This window comes from Dictyobacter aurantiacus (assembly GCF_003967515.1).
GTDB classification, from domain to species: domain Bacteria; phylum Chloroflexota; class Ktedonobacteria; order Ktedonobacterales; family Ktedonobacteraceae; genus Dictyobacter; species Dictyobacter aurantiacus.
Genome location: NZ_BIFQ01000001.1, coordinates 3,551,493 through 3,576,048 on the forward strand (window position 1 = coordinate 3,551,493; position 24,556 = coordinate 3,576,048).

Annotated in this window: 24 protein-coding genes; 10 read left to right on the top strand and 14 right to left on the bottom strand. The window is 47.3% G+C overall.

Going from position 1 to position 24,556, the window contains the following annotated elements; genetic code table 11:
* Positions 1–379: 379 nt before the first annotated feature.
* The 7 genes from KTT_RS14395 to KTT_RS14425 all read right to left on the bottom strand — a co-directional run bounded on the left by KTT_RS14395 (position 380) and on the right by KTT_RS14425 (position 4,669).
* The gene (locus tag KTT_RS14395) at positions 380–1,378 is read right to left on the bottom strand and encodes a tyrosine-type recombinase/integrase (protein WP_126596631.1); all 999 of its coding nucleotides are present in this window, start codon (positions 1,376–1,378) and stop codon (positions 380–382) included.
* Positions 1,375–2,703 carry a hypothetical protein gene (locus tag KTT_RS14400; RefSeq protein WP_126596632.1) on the bottom strand — a complete coding sequence of 443 codons (1,329 nt, stop codon included), beginning with the start codon at positions 2,701–2,703 and terminating at the stop codon, positions 1,375–1,377. Before KTT_RS14400 ends, KTT_RS14395 begins: the two co-directional genes overlap by 4 nt.
* A gap of 4 nt (positions 2,704–2,707) precedes the next feature.
* Positions 2,708–2,905 (bottom strand): hypothetical protein, encoded by a 198-nt coding sequence (locus KTT_RS14405; RefSeq protein WP_126596633.1) that lies wholly within the window; start codon positions 2,903–2,905, stop codon positions 2,708–2,710.
* A gap of 16 nt (positions 2,906–2,921) precedes the next feature.
* Complete coding sequence (locus tag KTT_RS14410) at positions 2,922–3,512, bottom strand: SprT family zinc-dependent metalloprotease (protein ID WP_126596634.1); 591 nt, start codon at positions 3,510–3,512, stop codon at positions 2,922–2,924.
* Between the two features lie 35 nt (positions 3,513–3,547).
* Positions 3,548–3,733, bottom strand: coding sequence for a hypothetical protein (locus KTT_RS14415; protein ID WP_126596635.1), 186 nt, complete (start codon positions 3,731–3,733; stop codon positions 3,548–3,550).
* Positions 3,734–3,754: 21 nt separating this feature from the next.
* Entirely contained in the window at positions 3,755–4,165 is a 411-nt protein-coding gene (locus KTT_RS14420) for a hypothetical protein (RefSeq protein ID WP_126596636.1), read from the bottom strand.
* Positions 4,166–4,450: 285 nt separating this feature from the next.
* On the bottom strand, positions 4,451–4,669 hold the full coding sequence (locus tag KTT_RS14425) for a hypothetical protein (RefSeq protein WP_126596637.1): 219 nt from the start codon (positions 4,667–4,669) through the stop codon (positions 4,451–4,453).
* A gap of 53 nt (positions 4,670–4,722) precedes the next feature.
* Between KTT_RS14425 and KTT_RS36170 the strand changes: the two genes are divergently transcribed.
* Complete coding sequence (locus KTT_RS36170) at positions 4,723–4,872, top strand: hypothetical protein (RefSeq protein ID WP_160145865.1); 150 nt, start codon at positions 4,723–4,725, stop codon at positions 4,870–4,872.
* A 23-nt stretch (positions 4,873–4,895) separates the two neighbouring features.
* Here KTT_RS36170 and KTT_RS14435 read toward each other — a convergent pair whose 3' ends face one another.
* The 6 genes from KTT_RS14435 to KTT_RS14460 form a co-directional block, all read right to left on the bottom strand.
* The gene (locus KTT_RS14435; RefSeq protein WP_126596639.1) at positions 4,896–5,861 is read right to left on the bottom strand and encodes a TOTE conflict system archaeo-eukaryotic primase domain-containing protein; all 966 of its coding nucleotides are present in this window, start codon (positions 5,859–5,861) and stop codon (positions 4,896–4,898) included.
* A gap of 81 nt (positions 5,862–5,942) precedes the next feature.
* Positions 5,943–6,935: a hypothetical protein gene (locus KTT_RS14440; RefSeq protein ID WP_126596640.1), complete on the bottom strand. Its 993-nt coding sequence runs from the start codon at positions 6,933–6,935 to the stop codon at positions 5,943–5,945.
* A 14-nt stretch (positions 6,936–6,949) separates the two neighbouring features.
* Positions 6,950–7,588 (bottom strand): hypothetical protein, encoded by a 639-nt coding sequence (locus KTT_RS14445; RefSeq protein ID WP_126596641.1) that lies wholly within the window; start codon positions 7,586–7,588, stop codon positions 6,950–6,952.
* Positions 7,589–7,680: 92 nt separating this feature from the next.
* Positions 7,681–7,980, bottom strand: a complete 300-nt coding sequence (locus tag KTT_RS14450; protein WP_126596642.1) for a hypothetical protein — start codon at positions 7,978–7,980, stop codon at positions 7,681–7,683.
* A gap of 12 nt (positions 7,981–7,992) precedes the next feature.
* The gene (locus KTT_RS14455; protein ID WP_126596643.1) at positions 7,993–8,616 is read right to left on the bottom strand and encodes a lytic transglycosylase domain-containing protein; all 624 of its coding nucleotides are present in this window, start codon (positions 8,614–8,616) and stop codon (positions 7,993–7,995) included.
* A gap of 187 nt (positions 8,617–8,803) precedes the next feature.
* Positions 8,804–9,193, bottom strand: coding sequence for a DUF488 domain-containing protein (locus KTT_RS14460; protein ID WP_160145866.1), 390 nt, complete (start codon positions 9,191–9,193; stop codon positions 8,804–8,806).
* A 1,018-nt stretch (positions 9,194–10,211) separates the two neighbouring features.
* Between KTT_RS14460 and KTT_RS14465 the strand changes: the two genes are divergently transcribed.
* The 4 genes from KTT_RS14465 (at position 10,212) to KTT_RS14480 (ending at position 16,643) form a co-directional block, all read left to right on the top strand.
* Entirely contained in the window at positions 10,212–11,015 is an 804-nt protein-coding gene (locus KTT_RS14465; RefSeq protein WP_126596645.1) for a helix-turn-helix domain-containing protein, read from the top strand.
* 40 nt (positions 11,016–11,055) lie between these two features.
* Entirely contained in the window at positions 11,056–12,303 is a 1,248-nt protein-coding gene (locus KTT_RS14470) for an NAD(P)/FAD-dependent oxidoreductase (protein ID WP_126596646.1), read from the top strand.
* A 212-nt stretch (positions 12,304–12,515) separates the two neighbouring features.
* Entirely contained in the window at positions 12,516–15,722 is a 3,207-nt protein-coding gene (locus KTT_RS14475; RefSeq protein WP_126596647.1) for a type ISP restriction/modification enzyme, read from the top strand.
* An 84-nt stretch (positions 15,723–15,806) separates the two neighbouring features.
* The gene (locus tag KTT_RS14480) at positions 15,807–16,643 is read left to right on the top strand and encodes a hypothetical protein (RefSeq protein ID WP_126596648.1); all 837 of its coding nucleotides are present in this window, start codon (positions 15,807–15,809) and stop codon (positions 16,641–16,643) included.
* Positions 16,644–16,814: 171 nt separating this feature from the next.
* Here the strand turns inward: KTT_RS14480 and KTT_RS14485 are convergent, their stop codons facing one another.
* Positions 16,815–17,036 (bottom strand): hypothetical protein, encoded by a 222-nt coding sequence (locus KTT_RS14485; protein ID WP_126596649.1) that lies wholly within the window; start codon positions 17,034–17,036, stop codon positions 16,815–16,817.
* 147 nt (positions 17,037–17,183) lie between these two features.
* Between KTT_RS14485 and KTT_RS14490 the strand changes: the two genes are divergently transcribed.
* The 5 genes from KTT_RS14490 to KTT_RS14510 all read left to right on the top strand — a co-directional run bounded on the left by KTT_RS14490 (position 17,184) and on the right by KTT_RS14510 (position 24,544).
* Entirely contained in the window at positions 17,184–17,393 is a 210-nt protein-coding gene (locus tag KTT_RS14490; protein ID WP_126596650.1) for a helix-turn-helix domain-containing protein, read from the top strand.
* A gap of 1,101 nt (positions 17,394–18,494) precedes the next feature.
* Positions 18,495–19,316: an SAM hydrolase/SAM-dependent halogenase family protein gene (locus KTT_RS14495; protein ID WP_126596651.1), complete on the top strand. Its 822-nt coding sequence runs from the start codon at positions 18,495–18,497 to the stop codon at positions 19,314–19,316.
* 595 nt (positions 19,317–19,911) lie between these two features.
* Entirely contained in the window at positions 19,912–21,807 is a 1,896-nt protein-coding gene (locus tag KTT_RS14500; RefSeq protein ID WP_126596652.1) for a PrkA family serine protein kinase, read from the top strand.
* 131 nt (positions 21,808–21,938) lie between these two features.
* A complete protein-coding gene (yhbH, locus tag KTT_RS14505; RefSeq protein WP_126596653.1) occupies positions 21,939–23,081 on the top strand; it encodes a sporulation protein YhbH in 1,143 nt (380 codons plus the stop codon).
* Positions 23,082–23,098: 17 nt separating this feature from the next.
* On the top strand, positions 23,099–24,544 hold the full coding sequence (locus KTT_RS14510; RefSeq protein ID WP_126596654.1) for a SpoVR family protein: 1,446 nt from the start codon (positions 23,099–23,101) through the stop codon (positions 24,542–24,544).
* Positions 24,545–24,556: the final 12 nt, after the last annotated feature.

Sequence of the window (24,556 nt, forward strand, 5' to 3'; positions counted from 1 at the left end):
CAGGGGTAAGTTTCAATATGTGCTCGCTTGACTCTATAACACTGTCCATCAAAGCCTCCTGTGCCTATACCCCTACCTTACAGGCACGGGAGCGCACGCTATGCAGAGGAAAAATATGGCGTTTTACGGGCTGTGGGAGCCCTGTCGCGCTCTGTCGTGTGCCGCGCCGTGACTGTATTCCGCGTTAGTATAGCATATATTTCCTAGAATTTCATGAAGATGAGATAAAAGTAAGATGTTACAAGGACTATCGGGGAATAAGGCCAGAAGCCAGCACAAAAAAAAGAAGCCATTGAGGATTTTTTCCCCAATGGCTTCTTTTAACCCTCTTTTTTCGACATAGTATAGCAGATAAGAAATGGCCCATATATGCTATACTTCACTTCTTTGGCTCACCTTTTACGCGGTTAGAACTTCTACCGGGACGCAGTTGAATGCGATTAATTGGCGAGTGAGCAGTATGGTGTTGCCTTGCATTTTTGCTTGTGAAACTCCTCAAATACCGCTCAGTTGTTTTAACATTCGTATGCCCTAACTCCCTGGAGAGACTGAATAAATCACCGCCCTCGTCGAGATACATACAAGCAAAGGTGTGTCTAAACGTGTGAGCAGACAAACGAACGTCATCAATGTTGGTCAAAGCTTTTAGGCGTTTCATAAGTCCCTCCATTCCACCACGACCAAAGGGCAACCCATAGTTCCGCTTACTCAGCGATATAAACAAAATCGGTTCATCGGGACGACCAGGCCGCCGATACTTATGAATATACTTCCATAACAGCGTCCCAATTTGGGGATGAATACCTATCTGCCGTTCTTTTCTCCCTTTGCCAAAGACGGAGATATATGTATCATGTACATCCTCAACTTTCAGGCTTGCAATCTCAGATCTACGAAGGCCAGTATCAAGCATCAGAAGAATAATGACATAATCCCGAAATCCCGCATCGGTAGAAAGGTCGAACACCTTTAACATGTTGTCTATTTGTTCTACCGTGAACGTATCGAGTACTTTATCGTCTACTTTTGGATATTCCAACCGGAGAGCAGGATTTTTTGCAATTAGCTCTTCTGCCAGGCACCAGGAGAAGAATGTCTTCCAGCGGCGAATATAGACACAGACAGAAGACGGAGCCAGCGTCACACCTGCCTTAGAAAAACGCCCCCGCTGATTTTCCGCTGGAGTTGTTAGAAGGTACTGTACACATTCTCGCAAATGAAACACTGTAACCTTTTCTAGATCATCAATACCACACAATTCAAACAGCAAACGCAGCATCTCCTTAAGCATATGACGATAGCTCACTTGAGTATGAGGAGATAACCGCCGTGTCTCAAGAGTCCGTAGATAGTGATTCACGGTTTCATCAAGTCTCATAAACCACCTTCTTGCTCGATACCCTCAGAGCCATATAACTGTTGTTTCCTACGAACTTCCGCTAGAAAATCCCGGCCCTTTTCTTCCAGGTATTCTTGACCATGATCATAGAGCCACTGTAACGTCAGCGAGATATCCGCCCCAGGAGCTGCATGTTCACCGCCGAGCCAGGCCGCTTGTGTGGAACAATAGCCCATAATTGCGGCCAAGCCACGCTCAATATTTTTCTCTCGAATACGTTGACGGACCACCGCACCCAGGCCAAGATCGATAGTTTCAGAAAACGCCGATTGCAGGACCACCCAGGCCGGATGTGTCGGCCAGCGTTCACGATGACTATCTTCTGTTGGCATCACATACCGCAGCCAGCCATCAACATGCTCATCATCACCACTAGAGGAAGTACCGACGGCATACTTCCAGAGCGATTGAAATTGATTAAGCAGATCATACGCCCCCTCTATCGGACCCGTTAAGTTGTGCAGAAAAGAACGGGTCAAATGGAACTCATGACGCCAGACGGGAGTAACACCATCCCACACACCACCATAGGGACCAGGCACATCACCACGCTTCCAGATATCGTACATCCACGTCTTTTGTGACTTCTGTTCAATCTCCAATGTCTTGTTATAAATGCGGCAGGAGATCGGTGAGCCACTGGAACTAAAACGCAGATAGGAAGGAATCCGACCATCGAGATTGACCATATCCGGCCCGTAGACCACCGACTGTTTCCGCGCCCGTGTCACAAAATCCTGTTCATAGTTTGCCAATGAGAAGTCATGACCGACCATATCCGCGCACAGATCCACAGAAGAAACTTGGAGATGAATGTGTTCACCAAAGATGCCTATCAGGAACTCATGCATCTTGACCAGGGCATCACCTGCCCAGGCTTGCGACCAGAGGTATTCAGAAGAAAAACGGACCTGCGCGATCACATTGTTAAATGTCCCACGCGAGATCGTCAGTGAGAGTAAACGACAGGTGAGCAGCCAGCGCCATTGGCGGCCAGCCCCATGAGGCTCAACAAACAGCGGAACATTAAGAAACGCCCAATCCGAGATGACAGAGGTTTCAGCCGCTTTTGCCTCACCCTGAAGATAATCCAATTCTTGTTGAAGCGTTTCATCAAGTTCACGCTGAACTGGCTGATAATGCTCATCAGCATAGCGAACATTCAACACCAGTGTATCAACACCATAGCCGACCAGCTTAATCTTCTCAAACAATGCATCAGAGGATGATAGGAAGGGAAGCGAGGGTGGAACACTGCCACCCTCAAGAACAACACCGGGAGACTCAAAGGAACGCTTACACATCGATTCACCTACTTTCATCCATCCTACGCAGAGCATTTAGAGCAGCACGAACCATAAAATCAACTTGATCCGCTGGACGTTTCAGAATTGACGCAACCTCAATTACAAGGTCATCGTCATTCGTGAGCCAAGAATAATAATTCCTGACATCCTGAACAAAGGAGATAAACTGTGCAAAAGCCAACAACTCTTCATCACTCATAGGCTTTATCACCTTTCTACTCAGCCTTTTCAACTTTGGAAAAGGAAGCACCACAACGGTTACAGCTTGCATCAAGCTCATCACTTGCGACGCGCACCTTTATCGGAGGATCACAGGTGCACTCATACAACCGCAGGCGCGAACCAGGCGTTTTTTCTTTTACCATCGGGACAATTGCCGCATGAGGATACGTCCCCACACGAGACACATAGTCTTGCAGGAGCGGCAGCAGTTCAGGACCAACGACAGTCGCCGTAGGAGGCCCGGCCAGGCCGACCTTTTTTGCTGCCTGAGAAAAGGGCTTCTTATGCCCAAACTTATTGCCAAATGACGCATGAATAAGTTCATGCAAGAGCACGCCGAGCACTTCAACCGAGTCAGCAATGCGAGGTGAAATGAAGACTTGTGAAACGCCATCAGCGCACACCGTAGGCGCAAAGCATTGACCAATGGTGACATTCTTCTGACCGCCACCACCAGAGACAGGCCAGCCACACGAAACACGAACAGGAACCGGACTCAGACCGCAGCGTTGCATATGTTCAAACAAGAAAAGCGCAGCTCGATAGAGCCACGCTTCACGATTCTGCTGAAGTTGTTCATCCATCAATACACCTCAAAAAAGAGCGTTTAAACGGGGAGTTATTCAAGCCACGCCTTGATAGACCAATTTAGAAAGTAGTACACGATGATGCCAAGCACAATGAGAAACGCGATCATCGCGACTATCGCCCAGGAAGTGGATGGGCCAGATTGCATGAAAAGACAGAAGCATACCAGACCCAGCAGCAATGTACAGACAAAGCAGAGAAATTGACGTTTATTCATAGCACCAAGCTCCTTTTTGTACTAGCGGTTAATGGGACGACCAAACTCAGGAGGAAAAGGAGGTTCTTGTATGTACACTCCGGGTTGACCAACACGTGCAAACCAGAATGCAGGATCATACAAGCTGTCAGAGTGATACCCTACATCGAGGTAGTTTTGCCATGCCCATCCACGAACGGCGAGCACATGCCCTTGATCTATCGCATAAATGTAGATATCCAACGAGAGACGGAGAATCATCTGTGAAGCCATGATGCAAGCCTTTCCACTGAGAATAATGAAATGCACAGCCAGCAAGAGGAGTGAGCTGGAGGAAGTTACATTGAGAGAAAAGTAGGGGAACGTAAAATGAACGGAGGTATAAAACTCAAGCTTGCCAACCTTATAGAGGATCACCCAGCCAGGTAACAGCGCCAGAAGAAGAGATAACAAGACGATCCAAGCGCCTTGTATTTTCCAGGTTAGGAGGATACACAGATAACGTAAATACAAACAAATCATCAACTTGGCTACTAGGAGCACATGCCTGTAAATGAAAAATCTGTGTAAGCTCTTTACACATAATCTCTTTCCATCCAGGCCGGCACCAAACATAGAGTAACATCATCACAACCTCACTTTTACACAAAACTAGAGGATAACTAACAACAAAACTCATAGTACACGGGGATAGACAGGCGCGTGTTACTTGTGTGCGCCTGTCCAAAATTGCTATGACTACATCTTACGAAGTACCCAGATATAGTGGTTTGCCGTCCATTCACCAACAATAGCAAGAACCTGTTCAACTGATTGTGCAGGATATTCATAACCAGTGTTCATATCGAGAACCCACAACGAGCAATCAGGATGATATCGAACAGCAATGCCTCTTTCTAAATTCCACAGCCAATCAGGAAATTGAAGAAGAGGCAACACCTCACTCAGTGTTCCCAAGAAAACACCCCCTATGCTTGATAAACCTCGACAGGAGATACCCAGGAGCCAGTATGCAGACTATGGACTTGCAGAACACCACGCACACGACGAGCACGATTAATACGGTGAACAACACCATCAGCCATCCGAGCATAGACACCATTATTGCGGCCATTCACATTGGCCCAGACGGCTTCATTAATGGTGCGAACACCGGCTAAACGTTCGATCATCAAGACACCTCCTAGAAATGACCACCCGCGAGAATATGCGACCATAATTCACGAGCGGAAAGCCCATAGTAGTAGCGGAAGAAATCAAAGAGCGACCCACCTTGCTTCCAAGCGTGACAATACCAGCAGCAAAGATCAGGAGAGGAAGGACGATAGACCCACAGCGAGGGATGCGCATCAAGGCCATCATCGTGATGCCAGCCAAAGGGACAGCAGCCCATTCCCTTCTGATCCAACGCTACATAGCGGCCAATCATGGCAATAGGATCATGCTGTCTGCACCAGTCCCGAATGGTCAAGGTGGTTTCGGCAGGGACGGAATTGAAGGGAATGGCCTGCGGTGTCGTGGGCGTCGCCTGGTTAGTGACCGGCAACGGGATCGACGCTGGAACGGGGACCCGCTGGACAGTAGAGAACCAGGCCAGCATATCAGCCAGCGAGGCAGCCACCGGCATGAACTGCCCCTGTGACCAGGCCACAAAGGGATAACATTCACCCGTCACCCGATGCACACCGAGCGGTAACCGGACCAGGGAGCCAAGCGGCACACTCTCAGACAACGTATCTTGCTTGGGATAGAACTCAACACCAGCTGGACAGAAGGGCAGCAACCAGCGACGGACCAGCGCAGGCGAAGCCGGATCACGGAAGAAGACGCGCAGATGCGCACCACGGCGTGACTGTTCCAGATAGGACGGCACCCCCACCCCCGCCAACTGTATTTGCACCTGGAGGAGATCGACCAGGCCAGACGATGCATCACTATCAAAGACGGCGAACCGACACAGCCCTTGCTCATCAATGAGATAGGAGCCAATCGTCTGAACCCCTTGCAGATGACGATAGATCACCTCATACGTGAGCGGGCAACTAGCGCGAGCATAGCGGCCATCCGAGCGCTGATAGGCATAGTCATCACGACGGCCTACACAGCATGCCATAAAGGCGTCGAGCAGCTGTTTTGTGACCACAACCATAGCAATCACCTGGAGCAATGAACGCACGCCTGCCAACCGTACAGGACGGCGTGCAGGCGTGCAGGCGTGCAAGAGATCGCATTAATTTCCGGCTGCCCAGTTTGCCAGTTGACCGAAAAGCCCCTGCTTTTGAGGAGGAGCAGGAGGTATAGCAACCGGAGGCCCACCAACGTTCAATTGTTGGGTTGTGCCAGTAAAGGGCGCGTTTTGCGTGACCTGGCCGGGGATAATCGTTGGCTGATTGGGAACAGGAAGCCCAGGAAAGGGAGGAGCTTGCGGTGCAGCCAGCGCTGGAGCCGCGACCGCAGGCGTGATGCGTGTCACCGAAGACTGATGACGCGCCGATGGCTGCAACGGTTCCGTTTTCAAGCCAAAGCTATAATCACCCTGTTCGGCATAGGTGACGGCCTGTTGGGCGTTGTTGGCCGCCATGCGCTTGTACGCCTCTTTGATGCTCTGATCCTGATTGGCAACTTTTTGCGCTTCACGGAGCATGTTCTGGTGATGTTCCGCATTCTCAACTTTCATCGCCATCACAGCCAGTTCTGACCCGCTTTCCATATGCTCCTTGATCATATGCTTGGGATCGTAAACGGCCAGAACCGCCAGCGCCACCGGGAAGAGCATCCCCATGCCAGCCTTGAACACGTTCGCCAGCGACGGCGACATGTAGGTGGACACCGCACCGACCAGGAAATTCATTTCACCCGATTTGGCCGCCCAGGCCAGGCCGCAGCCAGCCGAGACGACGACACCGAACAGGCCGACCAGGAACGGCACCAGCGCCGCGATAGTATAGCGCCAGCCCAACGAGCAGAGTATCTTGACGAAGCGGAAGAAGCAGAAGACCAGCGCCTCGACAAACAGCCCTTTGAATGTGGCAATCAAGGTATTGGCAATCTCAGCGCTATCCAGCGCCAGATGCCCACCCGTGAAGGCCCAGGCATTGGTATAGGACGATACCACCATGAGGAACAAGGGCAGGACCACCGTGAGCAGCACGTCAAAGCGCTCACGGTTCTGATGGATGCCAATCATGCTGCGCAGATTGACTTTAAACTTTTCGACGGCCATGGGCAGACCTCCTGTTAGGCAACTTGAACATTCAGACCCGGCAACGACACACGACTGACGGTAAAGTTGACTTGTGGCTGATCAGGACGACCATCCTGAAACTTGCGCATGCGCAGCGCATAGCTAACGACTTCAAAGCCCACTGCCTGACGGCGAGCCGAGGCGATCACCGGGACCAGCTGGGCATGTTGGGGATCATCCGGCCACATCTGGCACGGCCAGGCATTGCCTAGTTCATCAATCGCCGTCAGTGAAATGAGCTTCGAGGGACCATTCTTGGTATTGAGATCAAAGACATTGCCTGTCTTGACCGTGCCAGAGAAGAACAGCCCAGAAGCCGACGCCGGTTGTTTGGGATCAGGTTGCGTGACATTGGTGACAATGAAGTTGATCTGCGGCTGTTTATTGCCATCCTTGAATTGGCGCATGCGCACCGTGTAGCCAGCAATTTCAAACTGAATACGCTGACGGCGAAGAGAGCCGATCAGCTGGAGCAGCTGAGCATGTTGCTGATCATCCGGCCACATCTGACAGCTGAAGGTATTGCCCAACGCATCAACAGCCGTAAACGAAATCAACTGCTTTTCAGAACCATCTTTGCCTTTAACCACGAAGACGCCACCGTTTTTCACCAGACCAGTAAAAGTCATCATAGTGTTTTCTCCTCGAATGAAATTGAACAAAAGATGTGGCCTGATGCACAGCGCAACAAGCCAAAGAAGGACAAACGGACGACAAAACAACCTTACCAGAGCGTTTGTTGCTCTGCGGTGTATGATGAAAACGCTTGATGTGGTGAAGCATGCTTCACCGGCAAGCGCTGGAGATTGATACTAGAATGCAGGTGACACATGACCACATGCGTACCGTGTAAGACATAGCCCAGGCAGCCAGGACAATGCCCCATGGCATGACAATAGACGACCTTGCCAGGCATATCAGCGAACCGCCCCAGCTTGAAGCCTACCTCGCGCACACATTGATACCATCCAGGCGCAGCCGTCACTCGCCAATCATGCCCCAACGTGTCGCATTTTTCTTTCATTGGCCAGACCTCCTATCCAACAATGACTGCAATATAGTGTTGTGTCTCAGCAGGTAGACACGATTGCCACTGAGCACCACACTGGACACGAGCATGTTTCAAAGCTACAGGGCCAGCGTTATAGGCGGCCAGCGCCGCCGACTCACTCCCATATTGGTGAATATACGAGGCCATCAGTTGAGCAGCCGCTTGCAGCGATTGCACTGGATCATGCGGATTGATACCCAGGCCCGCAGCTGTCGCAGGCATAAACTGGGCAATCCCAACGGCACCAGCTGGAGAGACAGCGCCAGGCTGAAATCCGCTTTCCTGATTGATCTGTCTCACAAACAAATCAGGATCAATACCAGCCGCCAACGCATCTTGACGCGCCAGGCTGACATAATTGATGGAGCCAGCGCTTGACGGATGATGGATTAGCGCAGCCCCCGATGGATCAGCTAAAGCAGGAACCTTGACCAAAAAGGTCATAGCAAAGAGATGGTAGAAGCAGAGGAGCAGGCTCAGGAGAAACACGTTCCGAGCCAGGATACGACACACGCGAGGATTGCCAGGCCGATTCGTGACCAGGACAGCCAGAGCAGCAACAAGGATCACAACCGCGTACAATCCCCAATCACGAAGCAGCGACATCATGTCACATCCTCCATGAGAAGCTAGCCAAACACGTGCAGGAACTGGAGCAGCAACGGCCAATCAAGATAGACACCCACCGCAGCCAAGACCAGCAGCACCACCACCAGCCAGTTATGTGACCAGCGCATACCCACCACCTTTCAAAAGTCAGCGTTTAAACGGGGACTTTTTTCAGAGTGAACGAAAGCTAAAGATGAGCAATCTCACACCCATAGCGTTGTTGTAACAGACCAGCGACAACGGAACGATGACACGAGCCAGGCTGACTACAGGCGCACAATAAACAGACAGCATAGCCACGCTGGAGCCAGAAGCCAACCGATGAAAGACCAGCAGCAGGATCAGCAAGCATAATAGGCAACGCATGATCACGATAGTTCAGATTGCCGAGTTCGGGAATGTGATGATACTGATTGCCGAAGCGTTGCGCCAGGACGGAACCGCGAAACCGAGGATGGAACCGTGACTTCGGACTCAAACGAATATCGATGAGGATCACGGACGGATTTTGCATCAGAGCCGCTAGCATGTCCTCAGACCCACGAGTAGCATAGCCCAATGTAAAGACGGTACCCACCTGCACCACCTTTCTATGCTGCATATGACAGGCTCAGAGCATCACTCAGAATCCAGTCAGAACACTCAGCGCAGATATAAATCAGAAGCGTCAGGTTGGGATCATCAAGATCAAGAACCGGATAGACTTCATCACACTCAGCGCCGCAACATTCACAAGAACACTGCATAGAAACACCCCTTTCACAGGCGACTAGTTATTCACAGGAAGCATCATAAGAAGAGCAATGAGGATTATGGCAATGACCGCAGTAACTACAAGTCCAATAGGAACAGGAACACAAGCGAGATAAACCGAGAGCAATGAAGAGACGACGCCAAACCGTTGATATGTTCATAGTCACCTCCAGAGCCAGAGCTATCTAACCGTGACTACCAGGGTTAGCGTCTAGCGGCCAAGCACGAAACCCGACCGCCAGCCGTCAACCTTTGTAGTCGATGAACAGGAACGTCAATCATTGACAATCTTGCAACCCGTCCTTTCCTTGCCAATGAAAGACGCCCAAACAGACGCCGCACCGGGCGTCAAGGTTACTTCGTAACACGCCACCTATCACGGGCGTACAAGCCAGAAGAGCCGCACCGTACACCTTACTTCGCCTTCAATGCACAGTCGCCCGCTAACTTGCGCGGGAGCTTTCAGTCCCTTCTGACACCCCTTATAAACTTTGAAGTCAGGCATGCTAGAAACGTCCCTAAACATGCCAGGCCGCAGTTAAGAGCATTCACACACGCGCTACCATGTGTCAGAGGCTCAAACGTTGGCTTTCCTCAGTGTGCCAGACCCCTTAGAGGACCTATTAGGTTGTTCAAGGTGCGCCTTACTAACCGCCGCCTCATCAAATCCACTAATCTAAGTATAAGTCTACAAGTCTAACAAATCAAGTCTATAAGTCTACAATTTCTGTGCTATAATAAGTCTAAGACTAAACGTACATAAATCTAGTGGTATACTTATCTAAGTCTCAGTAGTACAATATTGGTATAAGACATCTGTTACAGGGCTTAGAGGAAATGTTATGAGTGATGGTGAGTACTACACAGCAGAAGAGGCAATGAAAATACTCAAGCGGCCTCGATCAACCTTCTTTAAAGAAGTCGAAGAAGGTAAAATCCCGTGGGAACTGGAGCCAGGACGACAAAGAGGAAGACGCTATCCAAAGGCAGCCATAGATGCTTTATCCAATAGGATTAACGGTAAGAAGATCAAAGGAAAATTACCTCAACATCTTGTTTTAGCCCCCTCGACTATAGCAGACCTATGGAAAGAAGTTCAAATAGGCATTGAACTATATGGCGAAGATGATGTGCCGCCCTTCGAGACTTTGCTGGAGTGGAGAGATATCAATGATGAGATGTTTATGCATCTTAAAGATCAAGGTCAGTCAGTTGGATATTCAAGCCTAATGCCAGTCGAAGAGGGTGTTTTACAAGCTCTCATCCATGACAAAATCAGAGAGAATGACATCCCTTTAGATGCTATCAAACAGTGGACTGATCCCGATCTATCTGTGTATATAGCCACTCTTACGGTCAAACCATCTGGAAAAGCAAAATTAGATCGTGACCGAGGTAGTTTCCTACTCAGGCAAACAGTAAAGTGGGCCTTATCTCTCAACAGGCAGTATAGTATCAAAAATTGGTACGGGATTGGTGCAACCAAAGAAGGGCAGAGCCTATTCGAGAGGTTAGGTTTCAACGAGGTTATATCTCTATATGATGGAGAAAGAAAAGGCTACAGCATAGCTGAGATTAAAAAACCCGTAAGGATGATAAATACCTTGCTTGCAGAGCTGAATAAAACAAAGCCTACAGAACAATAATCCCTGTTTAGCTATCTGTGCTAATTAAGGAGAAACCAAAATGCAGACAGGAACGCCATCTTACTGGCAAACTACAGGTTCTTCCTTTCATCTTTCATCCGAGCTGCCAGCAGCTGTAGATATCATTGTTATCGGTGGGGGAATTATTGGAACCTCCATCTGCTACTGGTTAGCAAGAGAAGGCATGAACGTAGCTCTATTAGAGCGAAACGCATTAGCATACGGAGCCACTGGCCGCAATGGAGGCTTTATTGTTGCAGGACCAGCGACAGCATACCACGAAGTTATTGCTCAGCTAGGACATGAAACAGCACATGCTATTTTACAATTCACCTGTGAGAACAATATATTGCTGCAACGAATCTTGGAAGAAGAAGGCATTCAGTGCGATTATCGAAATACTGGCAATATACGGATTGCAATAACAGAGCAACAACTCAAGGGCTACAAGGACGAAGTAGAAGCGCTTAAGAGAGACAATTTTTCTATAAGTCTCCTAGAACACTATCAGATCCAATCACTTATCAAGACCCCCATATCTTCAGAAATAATAGGTGGTCAGTTCTTACCTGGTCAAGCTACTGTGCATTCTGCCAAACTTATAGAGGGCTTAGCACAAGCCGCTGCTCGACGAGGTGCAAAATTTTATCATGCAGATGTACAAAAAATCACCGACCAGGCCGATCACATCTTGGTTCACACTAAATCACAAACGATCCAATGTAAAAAAGCAATCATAGCAACCAATGCATGGATTAGCGAATTAATACCAGCGCTTAAAGATATCGTAATACCAGTGCGTGAACAAATGCTTGCATATGCTCCAATAGAACCAATTTTTACTACTGGAGTAGCAGCTGACATAGTTACATGTGAATACTGGCAACAAACATCCGATGGAACAATTCTGGTTGGAGGATGTGGTTCAATCGAAGAAGATAAGCGTATTGGTAGTTGGGACTACGAGCCAACATCTGAAACACAGCATGCTATTGAGCAGATTTTACCCCGACTTTTTCCTAATCTTAACCACTTACGCCCTGTACAGAGATGGGCAGGACTCTTAGATTACACAACAGACGCATTCCCAATTATCGATCAAGCACCCAATATCGCAGGCGTATATTTTGCAACAGGTTTTTCTGGTCATGGGATGCCCTTTGGAATGCGATTAGGACAATTATTAGCAGCTACAACGGCAAACAATAAACTTCCCTCTGAGCTGCATTATTATAGGCTCAGCAGGCCAACCTTAAAAAAATGGAACATCAATAAAACAGAAGAATAACTATCAGAGAATAAAAAAGCACCTGGAGCTATCGGCCAGGTGTTTTTTTTGGGGTTCATATATCTGCACCAGCGTTTTTTAGCTCTAGCAAGACAATTAATTATCAAAGCTTCTCCAAAAGTCTTTATTGTTTTTCCTGTATTTATAAGTTAAAATACTTTGACTAGACATATAAGGATGCATATATATTTAAGCTCTCAGGAGAAGCAGAGATGGCTGAATCCCTTTTAAAAGAATATCTAGATGAAGTTAGTAAATACTATGGTAAAGGTATCGCAACAGAGCATACATATCGAGGAACCCTTCAGGCTCTTATTGAAAAAGTGGAAGCAGGTATTTCGGCGACCAACGAACCTAAACGTATCAGATGTGGTGCACCTGACTATGTTGTAGAGCGGAACAATCTCACCATTGGTTATGTTGAAGCAAAAGATATTGGTGTTTCATTAGACAAAATTGAGAAAGACGAGCAGCTTAAGCGCTATCTTCGCGCACTGGATAACCTAATTCTCACTGACTACCTTGAGTTTCGTTGGTACGTCCAGGGCGAGAAACGGATGGCGGCCAGGCTAGGCACGATCCACAATAAAAAAATTGTTCTTGATAAAGATGGTGTTAAATTAGGAGAAGAACTTCTTCACCTCTTTCTTGAGCATCATGGCGAGAGGATCAGCAAGCCAGAAGAACTTGCAAAACGTATGGCACGCCTTGCTCATATGATCCGCGATATTATAATTGACGCTTTTAAAGAAAAAGAAGCCTCTAATAACCTTAATGATCTATATGCTGTCTTCAAAACTCTCCTTATTCCAGATCTGACCGAAGATGGTTTTGCTGATATGTTCGCTCAGACTATAGCCTATGGTTTGTTTGCCGCTCGTTACAACCATAAAGGCAACAAACCATTCACGCGTAGTGATGCTGCAAAAGAAATCCCTCGTACCAATCCATTTTTGCGTAGATTTTTTAGCGCAATCTCAGGTCCAGACCTTGATGATGAACCATTCGTCGGATTCGTTGATGAGTTAGCCCAAGTTCTAGCTTTTACTGATATGGAAGCTGTACTCGCAGATTTTGGCAAACGTACTCGACAAGAAGATCCCATTGTTCACTTTTACGAAACCTTTCTTTCGCAGTACGATCCTAAATTGCGAGAAATGCGGGGAGTGTATTATACTCCTGAACCTGTTGTGTCTTATATTGTTCGCTCTGTTGATTATTTATTACGGGAACACTTTGATTGTGCTGATGGTCTGGCCGATACTGCTACAGTCCCCTATTTTTATACTGATGAGGATGAGAAAGAACACGTAGCGAGAACACCTCGTGTAATGATCCTTGACCCTGCAACTGGTACAGGGACCTTTCTTTACAAGGTGATTGACCATATTAGGGAAAGCTACCGACAGATGGGTAACGCTGGCATGTGGTCAGGTTATGTACGAGAACATCTTTTACCACGTCTTTTTGGGTTTGAGTTGTTAGTGGCACCTTATGCTATGGCTCATCTTAAACTTAGCATGCAACTTGCAGCTTTAGATCTTCCAGAAGCAGAGCGAAAGACTTGGGCATATGATTTTAAAACAAATGAACGCCTGGGCATATACATGACCAACACTCTTGATGAGGCTAAAAAACAATCGGAAGTGCTTTTTGGGCGATATATTTCAGATGAGGCGAATGAAGCTGCAAAAGTTAAACAAAACTATCCTGTGATGGTAATATTGGGCAACCCCCCTTACTCTGGTCACTCTGCCAATAATGGAGATTGGATCAAAGGTTTACTCCATGGAAAAGATTCAAAAACCGGATGGTCAACAGGAAACTATTTTGAGGTTGATGGTCAATCACTCGGTGAGCGAAATCCTAAATGGCTCAATGATGATTATGTGAAGTTTATCCGTTTTGCGCAGTGGCGTATTGAACAGACAGGACATGGTATTCTAGCTTTTGTTACTAATCATGGCTACATTGATAATCCAACATTTAGAGGAATGCGCCAAAGCCTTATGAAAAGCTTTGATGATATCTATATTCTCGACTTACATGGGAATACCAAGAAAAAAGAGAAGAGTCCAGATGGATCAAAAGATGAAAATGTGTTTGATATTCAGCAAGGAGTAGCAATTGGTATTTTTGTGAAACGGCAGAAAAAAACCAATTCATTGGGCCTGGCGAACGTTTATCATTCTCATCTTTGGGGACCACGAGAAATGTATGAGACGTTTGGTCAGGAACGGAAGCTTGTTGATGGAAAATATTATTGGCTTACTGAAAATGATTTAACTACAACTGAATGGAAAAGGCTTGAACCACAAAAGCCTTTTTATCTATTTACTCCACAAAATACGGACTTGTTAGCTGAGTACCAGAGTGGATTTAAAATCACAGATATTTTAACCATCAACAGTATTGGAATTGTAACAGGACAGGATGCAAAAACTATAGCATTTACAAAGTCTGAAGCAGAAATGCAGGCAAAATTCCTTAATTTGCCTTCTGATACTATCGCACCTATTTTATACAGACCTTTTGATCAAAGGTACATTATTTACTCTAATAAGGTAGTAACAAGACCTCGTACTGAAGTTATGTCGCATATGCTTAGAGGAAAGAATTTAGGTCTTATAACAAACAGAGAAGTGAATCACTCTTTTGAGCATGTACTTTGCACAGATAGTATTATTAATGATTGTACGGTGTCTTTAGCTACAAAAGAAAGATCCTATGTTTTTCCACTCTATTTATATCCTAATTTGAAACAGCAAGAACTGTTCAGCTTTAATACGCAGACTGATACCCCAGATGGGCGTCGTTCAAACTTTGCGACAGCATTTATCAAAGACTTCTCTGCAAAGCTTAATTTGCAATTTATATCTGATGGTAAAGGTAACTTACAACAGAATTTTGGACCTGAAGATATATTTAATTATATGTATGCACTATTGCACGCCTTCTCTTACCGTAAACGTTACTCAGAGTTCCTCAAAAATGATTTCCCTCGCTTGCCATTAACTTCAAATCTTGAACTTTTCCGCAAGCTTTGCGCCCTCGGTGAAATATTAATCGAACTGCATTTGATGAAGAATATTAGTAAGGTAACTACAAAATATCCAGAGCCAGGCAATCATATTGTAGAGGAAATAAAATATACCCAACTTGCTTATGACTCAGAACAGGGTCGTATATGGATTAACAAAACACAATATTTTGAAGGTGTAACACCTAAAGTATGGGAGTTTCACATCGGTGGTTATCAAGTTTGTCAGAAGTGGCTGAAAGACCGCAAAGGGCGCAAACTAGAGTTTAATGATATTGCGCACTATCACCGTGTTTTAGCAGCCTTGGCTGAAACCATTGCTTTGATGGAGCAAATTGATAAGTTTATAGAAGAAAATGGTGGATGGCCTCTTCATTAACTCAGGCATAAAAGCGTTGTATCTTATATTTGCCTTGACGTTGTTATGTCTACTTTAATAGATAAAATAAAAAGGAGAGACAGAATGAGTCGCACAGAAATTGAGCGCTCTTATAACCACGGGTTTAATTTAACAGAAACAGAGCTAAGACGTATTTACGAAATAATGATTAAACAATTAGAATCAATTTCACCAAACCAAAAACTAGAAGAAGTCATCACTGTGAAATATATTAATGAAATAACTGAAACAAAGGATAGTTTAGAAGATATTCTAAAATCTGACAATGGCGGAGTTTGGAAAATATCGGCTCTAGAAATAAGTTTAAAGACATCCGAATATGAAAAATATAGTATAGAAGATGTTGAAGACTTAGATGAAATACTACCAAGATTTAGTGGCCTTAGGTATAGGTCTTCCAAAACTAACTATATTAGTATTACTTTTGGAAAAGCACGCATCTTTTCTGATCCCATAGAGTATAAAGTAGGGAGTGATAATAGAGATTGGGTACAACTAACTAGTTCTAAACTTAATGATAGGATTGAAAGAATAAAAACGGTTTATCCTGCCTCTTTCATGCGTTCTTCTTTCATTATATATTTTGGTGTATTTTTAACTACGGCCTCTATACTGTTATCGCTATTTAGTTTAAATTCCCCGCATACAGCGCCTAGTTCTAATCAAGAAATTTTTATGCCCCTCAAATACATTTGGTTTGGTATAGTATTGTCTGCTCTTATAATAGCTATTTATTTTATAGTTAAACTTTGCTTCTCCCCCTATAATTTCTCATGGGGGGATCGTTTAGAAGAAATAAACAGAAGAAAGACCATTGGAAATTTCTTACTAGTAGTAGTAATACTTGGCATTATTCTCAACATACTTGCTACATTCCTTTACAACCTTATGTTTCCATAAAAGTCAGGGTCTAAATTTGAATTCCCACATACCATTCTTATCACAGGAGCAAAGCAGCTCAAAGCTGATAAGCAAAAGTGAAAGGAGAAAAACAAGAAATAACTTTATCATTTCATGTAAAAAGTGAACATGCACCTGGGCATATTAATCCAGGTGCGTTACAACTAAGAATTAACGGCCACTAACAGCTCTTGAGTAAGTGACCTTAACCCCGTTTACAAAGCAGGCAACACTCCTTGCACCACCTTTACCTGCACGCCAGAAAGCACCAGAAACCGCCGTATCATCAGTACCTTCATATACCACACGCTCATCCGCAATGACTAGGTAGTAAGCCACAGGGAGCCTATGTACTGAAAGCGTCCTGTCATCTTGCTGGATTTCTTCATTCATAAATCACCTCGCTATGACGATCCAAAAAACATAGAGATAGTGGGTTTATAAACCTACCACTTGTAAACCATACGTTTTTGGTTCCACTATTGTCAAGCTCTCTTAGCCACTACAATGCAATCATCCTACAGAAAACAGAGAGTCAACATGATCCACTTGAAAATTAAGGAAGTCGCACAGGCCAAAGGGATAAGCCAGAGGAAGCTATCTCTAAAATCAGAGGTGGACATCAAAACCATACAGAAAATCTATAGATACCCTAACAGCATAGTGACTACAGAGACGCTCGATAAAATTGCCAAAGTCCTAGAGGTGGACGCATCGGAACTCATCAAAAGCGTTCCTGATCCAGAATAAGAATGGAGTCACTTCTATTTCTTGCTCAAGCTCAGTCGCGAGGGAAACAATACTCACATCAAAGAGCGCTTGAAAATCGAAAAAAACACCTTCAAAAACGCGTTCCTCGCAAACCCTTGTATAAACACGCTTCACAGGCTATACTAGAAGTGCCGCAGGCTAAAAGGTCAGAGGAGCCCGTAAGGGATTGAAACTTTTGCTACTCTAAATGCCTAAAACCTTCATCTACAGGCTAAAAGGTCAGAGGAACCCGTAAGGGATTGAAACAGCTTATCAGTTCCCGCAGCGTTGCGAAGATCCTGTAGGGCCAAAAGGCCAGAGGAACCCGAAAGGGATTGAAATTTGCCATCAAACTCCAAGGTACCTGAGCCAGCACAGGGCCAAAAGGCCAGAGGAACCCGTCAGGGATTGAAACCCTCAAAGGTTGGAGTAGCTCCCTGCAGGATACTGTGGCAAAAAGGTCAGAGGAACTCGTCAGGGATTGAAACTGGGGAAGCATTTTGACGCTAAGCGGGTATTCAATGGGCTAAAAGGTCAGAGGAGCCCGTGAGGGATTGAAACGCTTTGTGTTCGTGGTGGACTTCAAAGCACACAAAATGAGAAACACTTGATCGTGATGATCGAGTGTTTTTTGCTTTCTATGGAAATTGGAGAAAAATAAAGAAGTATAGCAGATATGCAGGGTTAAAATTGTGTCAATCCGCCTGTAAAGCCAGTTCATATATGCTTATTCCGCGTTAGTATAGCATATATTTCCTAAAGTTTCATGAAGATGAGATAAAAGTAAGATGTTACAAGGACCATCGGGAAAAAAGGCCACTATCTTGCATGCAAATGTAAACTTTTGCTTTATGCGATTAATCCTATCAGGGGTAACTATTCAGGTGATGCCTACGGCATCAATGTTCTTTCTTGTGTTGGTGCAGAACATGGTCGGTTTAGCCGACCATGTTCTGCACCAACACAAGAACAATTTTGCTCTGCGCAGCAGAGCCCAGGCCTTTGAGCGCGAAGGAGTGCTGAATAGTTACTAGCAGGGTGTATATTAATCTGTAATGTATTGCGAAAGCTCTTCAGATTTTTAGGAAGGACTATAGTGCTATGCAACAGGGGACTTCTCCAGCGATTGCGTTGCTAACGGATTTTGGGATACGCGATAACTTTGTCGGGGTGATGAAGGGGGTGATGACGCGCATCGCGCCGGGGACGACGTTTATCGATCTGACCCATGAGATTCCACCACAGGATGTGTCGGCGGGGGCGTGGGTGCTGGGAACGGCCTATCGCTATTTTCCCGCTGGCAGTGTGTTTGTGTGTGTAGTCGATCCGGGTGTGGGGAGTACGCGGGACGCGGTGGCGATCCACGCCGGAGACTGGTACTTTGTGGGGCCCGATAACGGTCTGTTCCATTTTGTGCTGGCCGAGCAGCCCGTCCACGCCGCGGTCAAGCTAACCAACCCCGCGTTTCATCTTCCCACGGTCAGCGCAACCTTCCAGGGACGAGATCTCTTTTCCCCGGTAGGAGCGCATATCGCCGCCGGTCGTCATCTGCTAGAACTGGGTGAGCCGGTCCCGGCGGACTCATTACGCCGCCTGGATCTGCCCGGGCCGGTCCTGAAGCCTGATCGCATCGAGGCTGACGTCTCCTATGTGGATCACTTTGGGAACCTGGTGACCTCCATCGCCTTTGCCATGCTCCCCGATTTTTTTGATTGGCCGGTGGTGCGCCTCCTGCTGCCCGCGAAGCAGCTTATCATCAGCGAGCGCAGGCGTTTTTTCGCCGACCAGGGGGATGATGCACAGCCATTTCTGTATGTGGATAGCTCCGGCTATATAGCTATTGCCATGCGTAACACCTCGGCGGCCAGGTCACTCAATATTGGTCGGGGTGAAGCCGTTACCTTAATCTGGCGCAATACGTGATAGAAAGGAAACTTTTTAACAGTTCTTTAAACTTGCAAGCTTGACCCCTTCTCAAGGGACAGGAAAATATGCTATAATGAGCTTATACCCTATTCAATAATGGGACCAGTGGCGGCAGTAGCACGGGTGGATGGGTATAGCACTTTCAATCGTTGGCAGCGTTCATCTCTTGCCTGATACCTGAAGTGAGAAAGGGCCGATTGAAACAGTGTAGGAGCATCGACATGATGCAACTCTCAACGTTGTCCCAACACATTCGATCTAAGGGTTGGACAAAGAGTATCACAAATTTACATTTAAATATTATCCTCATAAAAGTAGAAAGGGCTGGTTTTCTCGTTAGGAACAACGAGCAAGAATCCGGCCCTTTTGGTCTTTTTACTCCGGTATGGAACGCTGGATGCTGGATAACGAACGTATACAGACGATACTCTCATTGTTACCCTTTCTCCTCTTGATTTTTCCCGGTCACGTAGTGCGTTTTCTGGTTCGTACAACGTAGCAGCAGTCAAAAAGCGTAGTGTAGAAGTGCCCAGGAAGGGAAGCTATGACCCATTCTTCATACACTACTAGTTATACACAGAGAGGATGAACTATGGATCTGGTGAAGCGGTTAGAAGAATACCGGGACCGTGAGCGTGAGCTCATGTGGGAAGGGACCTTCGCGGAATACTTCGAGATAGCCTGTAAGCAGCCAGCGGTAGCTCGACTTTCTCATGAACGCATTTATCACATGATTATCGATGCGGGCGTGGATACGACTCGCACGGGAGAGACGCGCTACAAATTCTTTAGTGACGAGATCTTTGGCATTGAGAAGCCGCTTCAGCAAATTGTGGATTACTTCCATTCCGCTGCCCAGCGTCTGGAGGTTCGTAAACGTATCCTTTTGCTGATGGGTCCTGTCGGTGGCGGTAAGTCGACGATTGTTCAGTTGATTAAGCGTGGCCTGGAAGCATATAGTCGCACACCAGAAGGTGCGATCTATGCGATTAAAGATTGCCCGATGCACGAAGAGCCCCTGCATTTGATTCCATATGAGCTACGTGGCGATGTGGAAAAAGAGTTTGGTATCTATATCGAGGGTGATTTGTGTCCCCATTGCCGCTATATGGTAGATAACCAGTATCGTGGTCGCATCGAAGAAGTGCCTTTGAAGCGCATTACCTTTAGCGAGAAGTATCGTATCGGCGTGGGTACGTTTACCCCGTCCGATCCTAAGAGTCAGGATATCAGTGAACTGGTGGGTGGTATCGACCTGTCCACGATCGGTGAAGTGGGCGTTGAAAGTGATCCACGTGCATACCGTTTTGATGGTGAGCTCAATATCGCCAATCGCGGCGTGATGGAGTTCGTCGAGATGCTCAAAACGGACGAGAAGTTCCTCTATGTTCTGCTAACCCTGAGCCAGGAGCAGAATATTAAGACCGGCCGCTTCAGCATGATCTATGCCGATGAGGTGGTAGTAAGCCACACCAATGAGCATGAATATCAGGCGTTCGTCGGCAACAAGAAGTCGGAAGCGTTGCAGGACCGCATCATTCTGGTGAAGGTTCCCTATAACCTGCGTGTCTCTGATGAGGTCAAGATTTACGAGAAACTGCTCAAGCAGAGCGCGCTGCAAAACGTGCATATTGCTCCTTATACCTTGCGGATCGCCAGTATCTTTGCTCTTCTGACCCGTCTGGAGCCATCGAAGAAAGCCGGGATGAGTCTGATGAAGAAGCTCAAACTTTACGATGGCGAAGATATGGAGGACTTCAAGCAGAAGGATGTGCGCGAATTGCAGGATGAGGCGGTGCGCGAAGGCATGGATGGCATCTCCCCTCGCTATGTCATTAACCGCCTGTCCAATGCTTTGATCAAAAATAACGTCACTTATATCAGTCCCATTGACGCGCTGCGCGCACTGCGTGATGGCCTGGATCAGCATACCAGCATTACTCGTGAAGAGCGCGAGCGCTACCTCAACTTTATCAGCGAGGCCCGCAAAGAGTACGATGAGATCGCCAAAAAAGAGGTCCAGCGTGCCTTTGTCTACTCCTATGAAGAGTCGGCCCGTACCATGCTCAATAATTACCTCGATAACGTGGAATCGTATTGCAATAAAACCAAGTTACGCGATCCTATTACCGACGAAGAGATGGAGCCCGATGAGCATCTGATGCGCTCAATTGAGGAGCAGATCGGGGTATCGGAGAACGCCAAGCGTTCGTTCCGCGAAGAGATCCTGATCCGCATTTCTTCACTGGCCCGCAAAGGTATGACCTTTGACTATACCAGCCACGAGCGCCTGAAAGAGGCCATCGAGAAGAAGTTGTTTGCCGACCTGCGTGACGTCGTCAAGATTACGACCTCGACCCGCACTCCAGACAAAGAACAGTTGCGGAAAATCAATGAAGTCATCGAGCGCCTGGTGGCCGAGCAGGGCTACACCTATGAGAGCGCGAATGAGCTCCTCCGCTATACTGGCAGCCTCTTAAATCGGTAATCGCGTCTCGTTCAGATGCCGGATGATCAGCGTGGAATGCGCCGGGACCGTTGGTAGTTCAGCGACGAGCTTCCAACGGTTGCAGCGCCTTCCGCCCGAGTTGTCTCATAGTAGCAAGGAGAAAATCATCCATGTCTGTCTCCCAACATGATTGGTCATTGCACCGCAAGGGTCAGATCGACCAGGAGCGCCACAAGGAAAAAATTCGCGAAGCGGTCAAGAAGAACCTTGGCGATATTGTCAGCGAAGAAAGTATCATCCTCTCCGATGGCAAAAAAAACGTTCGCATCCCGATCCGCTCGCTTGAAGAATATAATTTTCGCTATGATTTTGGTCGGCAGCAGCACGCCGGTCAGGGTAACGGCAAGAGTAAAGTAGGCGACGTCGTCGCGCAAGAGCCGAAACCGGGTAAGGGTAAAAAAGGGGAAGCAGGGAAAGAGGCCGGTTACGATTACTATGAAGCAGAGATCTCAATGGAAGAGCTGGCGGCTCTGATCTTTGAGGATCTCGGCCTTCCCAATCTGGAGCAGAAGCGGCAGCAGGAGATGCAGACCGAGGCGGTCCGCTTCACCGACGTGCGCAAGAAGGGGGCCATGGCCAACCTGGATAAGAAGCGCACGATTATGGAGAATATCAAGCGCAACGCGGCCAAGGGCGAGCCCGAGTTTAAGGATATCAAATCTGACGACCTGCGCTTTAAGGTCTGGGAACCCACCATCAAATATCAGTCAAACGCCGTTGTAATCGCTATGATGGACGTTTCAGGCTCAATGGGTGAATTCGAGAAGTATATCGCGCGCAGCTTCTACTTCTGGATGGTGCGTTTCCTGCGTACAAAATATAACAATGTGCACATCGTCTTTATCAGTCACCATACCGAGGCCAAAGAGGTGACTGAAGAAGAGTTCTTCCACAAAGGCGAGAGCGGCGGTACCCAGGTATCCTCGGCCTATGAACTGGCGCTGCAGATCATTCAGGAGCGTTACAATCCGAACGACTGGAACATCTATCCTTTCCACTTTTCGGATGGAGATAATCTGCCCTGGGACAATGATCGCTGTGTACAGCTGGTCAATAAGCTGATGGAGCAGTGCAACATTTTCGGCTACGGCGAGATCCGTGAGGGCCACTATCGTTCTCCTAGCACGCTGATGTCGGCATACAACAAAATCAATGACAAGAAGTTCATTCCTGTTACCATATCGGATAAAAAAGAGGTCTATCCCGCGCTGCGCAAGTTTTTTGCCCAGCGTGATCCTGTACCAGGCAGGTAGATTCAGGAGGTTCTTGCATGAATAATGTTGCTCACAGCGACATTGAGCGCCTGCGCGATGGCATAGATGCAGCATGGGAAGAGGCCAGAAAATTTGGCCTCGATCCTTTTCCAACGCATTTCGAGCTGGTCCCTGCGTCTATCATGTATGAGTTCGCCTCCTATAGCCTCCCGGGACGCTTCAGCCACTGGACCCATGGGAAGGCGTTTTATCGGCAGAAGATGCAGTATGACCTCGGGCTGAGCAAGATCTATGAGATGGTGGTCAACACAAATCCCAGCTATGCTTTCCTGATGGATATGAACAATTTGCTGCAAAATACCTTTGTGGCGGCTCATGTCTTTGGCCATACCGACTTCTTCAAAAATAATGCCTACTTCCAGCACACCTCGCGCCGCATGATCGATAAGGTCAGTATACACGCTGAACGTATCGCCAAGTACGAATTTGACCATGGCAAGGATGAGGTCGAGCGCTACCTGGATGCGGTGCTCTCAATCCAGGAGCACATCGACTATAATCTCTTGCTAAACAAGGAAGAGTCTGTTGATGCTGAGGAGGGCGGTAAGACGCCCAGTACCGAGTTCGATGATATATGGGGTCTGGAGGATCGGGCGAAGAAGGCGGAAGAGGAGCGCGAGCGCAAGTCTGGCAAGCCACCAAAGTTTCCAGAGAAGCCCGAGAAAGATCTTCTGCTGTTCCTGATCCATCACTCTCCGCACCTGGAGCCCTGGCAACGGGATGTGATAGAGATTGTACGTACCGAGATGCTCTACTTTATCCCACAGATGCAGACCAAGGTGATGAATGAGGGCTGGGCCTCGATCTGGCACTCGCGCATTATGCGCCAACTGGGCGATCGGGGGGTTATTACCGACTCTGAGACGGTCGAGTTCGCGCAGCTGCACTCCGGCGTCCTGACGCCCTCGCGCACCTCGCTCAATCCGTACTACATCGGCTTTAAGATCTTCGAAGATATCGAGCGCCGTTGGGATAATCCTACCCGCGAGGAACAGGATCGGCTGGGCCGTAAGCCGGGCCAGGGTAAGCAGAAGATCTTTGAGGTGCGTGAACTGGATAACGATGTCTCGTTCTTGCGCAACTACCTGACCGAGGACCTGGTGAAGGATCTTGACCTCTATCTGTACAAGAAAGAGGGCGATGAGTGGGTGATCGCCGAAAAGAACTGGCAGAAGGTACGCGATACCATTGTGGCCAATATGACCAACTTTGGTCATCCCTACCTGGTGGTCGATAACGGCGATTATCATGGCAATCGCGAACTGTACCTCACCCATCTTTTCGAGGGCCAGGAACTGGATCTTAACTATGCCGAGAAGACCCTGCAGCATGTCTACATGCTCTGGGGCCGTCCCGTGCACCTGGAGACCGTCTACGAGGGCAAGCGTATCCTGCTCACCTACGATGGTGAACGCAATAGCAAGAGCACGCTCGAGAAATAAAAAACTGGTAGA

Bases quoted from the DNA above. Each gene is read 5' to 3' on its own strand.
- KTT_RS14470 (WP_126596646.1), top strand. From the start codon at position 11,056: ATGCAGACAGGAACGCCATCTTACTGGCAAACTACAGGTTCTTCCTTT.
- KTT_RS14495 (WP_126596651.1), top strand. From the start codon at position 18,495: ATGCAACAGGGGACTTCTCCAGCGATTGCGTTGCTAACGGATTTTGGG.
- KTT_RS14445 (WP_126596641.1), bottom strand. From the start codon at position 7,588: ATGATGACTTTTACTGGTCTGGTGAAAAACGGTGGCGTCTTCGTGGTT.
- KTT_RS14465 (WP_126596645.1), top strand. From the start codon at position 10,212: ATGAGTGATGGTGAGTACTACACAGCAGAAGAGGCAATGAAAATACTC.
- KTT_RS14475 (WP_126596647.1), top strand. From the start codon at position 12,516: ATGGCTGAATCCCTTTTAAAAGAATATCTAGATGAAGTTAGTAAATAC.
- KTT_RS14450 (WP_126596642.1), bottom strand. From the start codon at position 7,980: ATGAAAGAAAAATGCGACACGTTGGGGCATGATTGGCGAGTGACGGCT.
- KTT_RS14435 (WP_126596639.1), bottom strand. From the start codon at position 5,861: ATGGTTGTGGTCACAAAACAGCTGCTCGACGCCTTTATGGCATGCTGT.
- KTT_RS14485 (WP_126596649.1), bottom strand. From the start codon at position 17,036: ATGAATGAAGAAATCCAGCAAGATGACAGGACGCTTTCAGTACATAGG.
- KTT_RS14395 (WP_126596631.1), bottom strand. From the start codon at position 1,378: ATGAGACTTGATGAAACCGTGAATCACTATCTACGGACTCTTGAGACA.
- KTT_RS14490 (WP_126596650.1), top strand. From the start codon at position 17,184: ATGATCCACTTGAAAATTAAGGAAGTCGCACAGGCCAAAGGGATAAGC.
- KTT_RS14415 (WP_126596635.1), bottom strand. From the start codon at position 3,733: ATGAATAAACGTCAATTTCTCTGCTTTGTCTGTACATTGCTGCTGGGT.
- KTT_RS36170 (WP_160145865.1), top strand. From the start codon at position 4,723: ATGCAGACTATGGACTTGCAGAACACCACGCACACGACGAGCACGATT.
- KTT_RS14410 (WP_126596634.1), bottom strand. From the start codon at position 3,512: ATGGATGAACAACTTCAGCAGAATCGTGAAGCGTGGCTCTATCGAGCT.
- KTT_RS14480 (WP_126596648.1), top strand. From the start codon at position 15,807: ATGAGTCGCACAGAAATTGAGCGCTCTTATAACCACGGGTTTAATTTA.
- yhbH (WP_126596653.1), top strand. From the start codon at position 21,939: ATGTCTGTCTCCCAACATGATTGGTCATTGCACCGCAAGGGTCAGATC.
- KTT_RS14455 (WP_126596643.1), bottom strand. From the start codon at position 8,616: ATGATGTCGCTGCTTCGTGATTGGGGATTGTACGCGGTTGTGATCCTT.
- KTT_RS14510 (WP_126596654.1), top strand. From the start codon at position 23,099: ATGAATAATGTTGCTCACAGCGACATTGAGCGCCTGCGCGATGGCATA.
- KTT_RS14440 (WP_126596640.1), bottom strand. From the start codon at position 6,935: ATGGCCGTCGAAAAGTTTAAAGTCAATCTGCGCAGCATGATTGGCATC.
- KTT_RS14500 (WP_126596652.1), top strand. From the start codon at position 19,912: ATGGATCTGGTGAAGCGGTTAGAAGAATACCGGGACCGTGAGCGTGAG.
- KTT_RS14405 (WP_126596633.1), bottom strand. From the start codon at position 2,905: ATGAGTGATGAAGAGTTGTTGGCTTTTGCACAGTTTATCTCCTTTGTT.
- KTT_RS14400 (WP_126596632.1), bottom strand. From the start codon at position 2,703: ATGTGTAAGCGTTCCTTTGAGTCTCCCGGTGTTGTTCTTGAGGGTGGC.